The organism is Chamaesiphon sp. VAR_69_metabat_338 (assembly GCF_031423935.1).
In the GTDB taxonomy this organism is placed as follows: domain Bacteria; phylum Cyanobacteriota; class Cyanobacteriia; order Cyanobacteriales; family Chamaesiphonaceae; genus Chamaesiphon.
Genome location: NZ_JANPGM010000424.1, coordinates 1 through 5,330, shown reverse-complemented (window position 1 = coordinate 5,330; position 5,330 = coordinate 1). Strand labels below are relative to the sequence as shown.

Genomic DNA, 5,330 nt, shown 5'->3' with positions numbered 1-5,330 from the left:
ATGCCAGAGCATTCTGGGGATTGATTTCGATCGCTCGATTAAAATCGGCTAGTGCTCCTCGATTGTCATTGAGCGTCTTGTATTTCAAATTGCCGCGATTGATATATGCCAGAGCATTCTGGGGATTGATTTCGATCGCTCGATTGTAGTCGGATAATGCTCCTCGATCGTCATTCAGATTACTGTACTTCAGAAGGCCACGATTAATATATGCCAGAGCATTCTGGGGATTGATTTCGATCGCTCGATTAAAATCAGCTAATGCGCCTCGATTGTCATTCAGTTTATTGTATTTTAAAGTGCCGCGATTGTAGTGAGCAATGGCATCCTTGGGGTTAATTTTAATCGCTCGATTATAATCTGCTAATGCGCCTTGAGTATCATTCTTCTCATATTTCAGAAGACCGCGATTGATATATGCATCAGCATCCTGGGGATTGATTTCGATCGCTCGATCGTATTTGGCTAATGCTTCTAGACTGTCTCTTTTGTCTTTTTCATCCTTTTCAATAACCGATGTATTGTCTTTGTCTGGTGAACTTTGCTTGCTGTCAGAAGCTGGAGTTTGAGAAGTAGCACTGTCATTAGCCGTTAATATTTTAGGCGAGACGATCGAGTTTAATAATCCGATTAATCCAATAAATCCCAAAGATATACAAGCAGCCAATCCGATCGATTTTTGCCGATCGAGCTTTGTTTTCGCAGGTGCTTTGGGAGTAGAACTAGCAATAGGATCGGGCGAAGAATTCGTGATAGGAGGATGATAAGACTGTGTCGGTGGTTGAGAATACGATCGAACTGATTGGAGCACTGGATCGATCGCTTTTATCGCTTCCATGGCATTAGGATAGCGATCGAGATGCTTCGCTGCGACCATTTTGGACAGGATCTCAATTACTCGATCGCTTGCCGAACATAAATGTTGCCATTTGAACGCTAAGTCATCTTCATCAAATAATTCAAGAGGATGTTTTCCGGTCAGGCATTGCAAGGCGATCGCGCCAACTGCATAGATATCGCTAGCAGAAGTCGGATAGCCCATGGCTTGTTCGGTGGGCATGTATCCAGCAGTACCAATGCAGATTGATTTAGCATTAGATGCATTTAAGGTTGTCTGAAGAACTGCTTTTACTGCACCAAAATCAATTAGGATTAATTTACGATCGTGCGAGCGACGAATGATATTGTCTGGCTTAAGATCGCGGTGAACTATCCTTTTGATATGAACTTCTGTTAGCACTGCTAAAATTTCGCGGACAACTTTAAGAGTTTGGGTATCAGATAATTTCTGAGTACCTAATTCTTGAGTCAAAGTTTGTCCTTCAATCAACTCTTGTACCAGATAGAACTCTCGATTTTCTTCAAAGTAAGCATATAGCGTGGGAATAAGATCTGTTTTCTCACCCAATTTTGCCAGTGTTTTTGCTTCAGTTTCAAATAGCCGTCGCGCTATATCTAATAAAGCAGGATCGTTGCTTTGTGGCTTAAGATGCTTAACTACTACTCGTCGTCGATCGGGATAATCTTTATCGACAGCGATATATGTTTCGCCAAATCCTCCAGCAGATAGGCGATTTTCAATGAGATAGCGATTGCGGAGGAGATAGCCAGACTGCATGAGTTGTTCGGACTGTAATTATCTGTATTTTAGCTCGATCGAGCTGAGTTCAGTCTGGATGTTTTGTATAGCCCCCTTTCAGAAATCGTTTATTTTGATTTTACTGTCAGCGATTAAACTTCATTTTCAAATTGCCTGTCTCGATCTTCCAACTCAGCGGGACAGATTTGAGGTTATTGAGAGTGAAACCAGTTAGGGTGACTCTATTTGCCCTATAGTAAATGAACCATTCCCGATCGCCGCACACCGCTCATGGCAGCCAGTAAACTTTCCCTCGGATCTGTCAGACAACTCTTTAAGCATCGTCGCGGGTTATCTGCCCAATTACTCGCATTGGGACTGATAATTACCCTCAGTTTCATTGCGATCGCGATCTTTGCACCATTATTACAAGCGATCGGTTTACTTCAAGATCCCCAAGACTTACTAGGCTCCTCCATGCCGCCCTACAACCCGATCAACCAAGCTCCCTCCTGGCAGCATTGGTTTGGGACTAGTCGCGAGGGTTACGACGTATTTTCGCGAACGCTATTTGGCACTCAGGCGGCTTTGCAAGTAGTCGTGCTGGCAACTTTGATGAGTGCGATCGTCGGTGTTTCTCTAGGGATGATTAGCGGCTATCTGGGTGGCAATCTCGATCGAGTCCTCCTGTTTGTGATGGATACGATCTACACGTTACCTGGATTATTATTATCGGTAACGTTGGCCTTTATCGTCGGCAAAGGTGTTTTTAATGCCGCGATCGCGTTGAGTATTTCTTATATCCCCCAGTATTTTCGAGTCGTGCGCAATCAGACGGCGAGTTTGAAGACTCAAATGTTTGTCGAAGCCGCTCAAGCTTTGGGCGCATCTACTCCCCATGTCTTGACTAAATATCTCTTTGGAAATGTCATCCAGAGCGTACCCGTGTTATTTACCCTCAATGCTGCCGATGCAATTTTAGTATTAGGTGGTTTAGGTTTTCTCGGTTTGGGTTTACCCGACGAAATCGCCGAATGGGGTCACGATCTCAAGCAAGCTTTACCCGCACTTTCCACCGGAATCTGGTGGACGACACTATTCCCAGGGCTGGCTTTGACATTGATGGTGACTGGATTGTCACTTTTAGGTGAAGGTTTGAGTGAGCTGATAAATCCACAGGATCGAGGATAAAGGTTAGTTTGAGAATCGATCGTCGATCGTTTTCGCGCAGTGTCTACATCCGCCAGATATCAGCTCATACTTCGGAGTGAATCGATCGTCTGCGATCGATCGATACCACCCCAGCCGCTAAATTTTCGCGCTCGTGTGCCGGATCGCGCCAAGTTTCTTGGAGCGCGTCGGCTTCCCATGCCTGCATCGATTTGAGGGAAAGGAGTTGCTGGATATAGGTCGCGTGGAGGGGAAGATTGTAAGTTTGGGCGCGGAAAGCGATTACCTCCGGTAGGCTTCGCCAACGGACAAAAGAACGCATCGACAGCGGTAAATTCAGAGCCAGTCAGAAACGGGCCACCAAATCGATTGAGTCCTTCCGCCCAGATCTCATTGAGTCGATCGAGATCCCTTTGTAATGCTGGGGTCGTCTGGTGAAGCTGGATGCGAACACCACAATTCATGCCGCATTCTTGGCGGATGGTGCTGAATCCAGAGTGCATTTCCGCAGTTACAGATCTAGCCCAAGCGCGGGCAATGCGATCGACAGGCCAGATTCCACTATGGTGCTCGGCGAGGTATTCAACAATGGCGAGGGAATCCCAGACAATGAGATCGTCATCGTGGAGGCAGGGGACTTTACCATTGGGGGCAAAATCGCGGAAGGTTTCCCAGCTTGAGGTTTCGGGGAAAGGGATGAGTTGTTCGGTGAAGGCGATCGCTTTTTCTTGCATCAACACCCACGGGCGCAACGACCAAGAGGAGTAGTTTTTATTGGTGATATAGAGGGTGTACATAATAGGTTGATGCAGGGTTTAAAATGAGAGAGCTAGCCGATGTTAGCTACAATTAAAATACAATAGTAATCTAGTTATGGAAGATCGAGTGTTAATAATTTCCGATCCGTTAGTAATGATGGGTAAACCGATCGTTGCAGGTACGCGCATCACAGTAGAGTTGATTCTAGAAAAATTAGCCGCAGGTGAAACCAGCGCACAGATTTTAGCATCCCATCCCCGCCTCACTCCAGTTGCTATTTCCGCAGCTTTAGACTTTGCCAAAGAAACACTCAGAGCAGATACAGTTTATCCTGTTGCTGCCGTGAGTGTATGAAATTTCTGGCAGATGAGAATATGGATGTTGCGATTGTCGAGCGATTACGGCAAGATGGACATCAAGTTTGGTATGTTGCCGAAATGGAACCGGGTATTCCTGATGACGAAGTATTGGCTTTGGCAAATCGTGAAGGTGCAATCTTAATCACAGCAGATAAAGATTTTGGAGAATTAGTTTTTAGGCTGCGTTATCTCGCTACCGGAATTATTTTAATTCGGCTTGCTGGATTATCTATATCAGCAAAGTGCGATATTATTTCGATAACGATTCAAGAGCATGAGTCAGAATTATTTTCTGCATTTGCGGTTTTAGCTCCGACATCAATCCGCATCCGCAAACTAGGATAAAAGTTTGGGTAGTGGATCTTCATGAAGTTCAGATTTTAAGCTAGTTCTTTTGGCAGCATTTTAATTTCTAATTTCCGATCTAAAGCGGCTGCAATTCGTGCCAGCATAGACAAAGAATGTTCCTCATAATCAGCATCTTCCAACCGAGCAATGACCGATCGAGTGGTACCAATCAAATTTGCTAATTGTTGCTGTGTTAGTCCGGCTTGCCTGCGAACATCGTAGATAATTAATGAAACTTGAGCATTTATAAATGCTTTTTTTACCAGTTTTTGCAATTCTAGATCGCCTGCGATCGATCTCCGAATAATTTTCAAGGCATCATTAGTGTTAGTCATTTGGTTCTTCTTCTGGTTCGACGTAAGTATAAAGATCGGGATTGAGTACAAATAAATCTTTATATGTCAAGGCTAGTTCGATATCTCTGCCTGGAACTTCGTTATCCTCCATGATAAATAGTTGGGCTGCTAAGAGTACCAATCTACACAGGTGTGTTATCTGTTCCTCATCTGGGTAAACTAAGTGCATCGCCTCACTTACAGTCAGCGGAGTCAGTATGGTATGGTATGGCCGAGTAATGGCGGTGTTTCTGATTGGCTTATCGCGATCGCTTACGGTGCCTTCCAGCATCACAAGAAGCGCATTGCCGCAATTCAGGCTTTGGCGAACGAGTTGAAATTTCAATATTTCCCAAAGGGTGATGCAAGTATCGAACCCCTACTCTCAAATCTGGATTTTTTCCAGCACGGGAGATGGCGCGAGATTACCCATCTCCTAAAAGGTCAAGTTAAGCGTAAAGGGAAATCCGTCACTGTTGCTATCTTTGATTATCGATATAGTGTTAGCCGTGCTGAGGATGTTCCTAGCTTTTTCCTAACGGCTCTAGTTTTCTATGACGAGTCATTGAATCTGCCTGGGTTTGAGTTGCGGCGCGAGCATCTTATGGACAAGATGGCGAATGTCATGGGTTCGCAGGATATTAATTTTGCTGATTTTCCCACTTTCTCGAAACGCTATCGGCTAATGGGGGCAATGCCCGATCGAATTCGCGCAATTTTTCAGCCCAATATCATTAAGTTCTACGAGCGCGAGAAACTTTGTACGGAAGCGAATGGGTC

Annotated in this window: 7 protein-coding genes and 1 pseudogene; 4 read left to right on the top strand and 4 right to left on the bottom strand. The window is 44.8% G+C overall.

Annotation, left to right across the window (positions count from 1 at the left end):
• A partial coding sequence (locus tag RMO84_RS11705; RefSeq protein ID WP_310488635.1) for a tetratricopeptide repeat protein occupies positions 1-1,618 on the bottom strand: 1,618 nt, incomplete at its 3' end.
• Between the two features lie 252 nt (positions 1,619-1,870).
• Here RMO84_RS11705 and RMO84_RS11700 point away from each other — a divergent pair.
• Positions 1,871-2,770 carry an ABC transporter permease gene (locus RMO84_RS11700; RefSeq protein ID WP_310488634.1) on the top strand — a complete coding sequence of 300 codons (900 nt, stop codon included), beginning with the start codon at positions 1,871-1,873 and terminating at the stop codon, positions 2,768-2,770.
• 64 nt (positions 2,771-2,834) lie between these two features.
• Here the strand turns inward: RMO84_RS11700 and RMO84_RS11695 are convergent.
• Positions 2,835-3,546: pseudogene (locus RMO84_RS11695) on the bottom strand (glutathione S-transferase family protein).
• Positions 3,547-3,622: 76 nt separating this feature from the next.
• Between RMO84_RS11695 and RMO84_RS11690 the strand changes: the two are divergent.
• The gene (locus tag RMO84_RS11690; protein WP_310488632.1) at positions 3,623-3,862 is read left to right on the top strand and encodes a DUF433 domain-containing protein; all 240 of its coding nucleotides are present in this window, start codon (positions 3,623-3,625) and stop codon (positions 3,860-3,862) included.
• Complete coding sequence (locus RMO84_RS11685) at positions 3,859-4,212, top strand: DUF5615 family PIN-like protein (RefSeq protein ID WP_310488631.1); 354 nt, start codon at positions 3,859-3,861, stop codon at positions 4,210-4,212. The genes RMO84_RS11690 and RMO84_RS11685 overlap by 4 nt, the downstream gene beginning before the upstream one ends.
• A 35-nt stretch (positions 4,213-4,247) precedes the next feature.
• Here RMO84_RS11685 and RMO84_RS11680 read toward each other — a convergent pair whose 3' ends face one another.
• Both RMO84_RS11680 and RMO84_RS11675 read right to left on the bottom strand, forming a co-directional pair.
• On the bottom strand, positions 4,248-4,550 hold the full coding sequence (locus RMO84_RS11680; RefSeq protein WP_310488630.1) for a helix-turn-helix transcriptional regulator: 303 nt from the start codon (positions 4,548-4,550) through the stop codon (positions 4,248-4,250).
• A complete protein-coding gene (locus tag RMO84_RS11675) occupies positions 4,543-4,740 on the bottom strand; it encodes a hypothetical protein (protein WP_310488629.1) in 198 nt (65 codons plus the stop codon). Before RMO84_RS11675 ends, RMO84_RS11680 begins: the two co-directional genes overlap by 8 nt.
• Between RMO84_RS11675 and RMO84_RS11670 the strand changes: the two genes are divergently transcribed.
• The coding region (locus tag RMO84_RS11670; protein ID WP_310488628.1) for a hypothetical protein at positions 4,735-5,330 on the top strand (596 nt) is incomplete at its 3' end. The genes RMO84_RS11675 and RMO84_RS11670 overlap by 6 nt on opposite strands.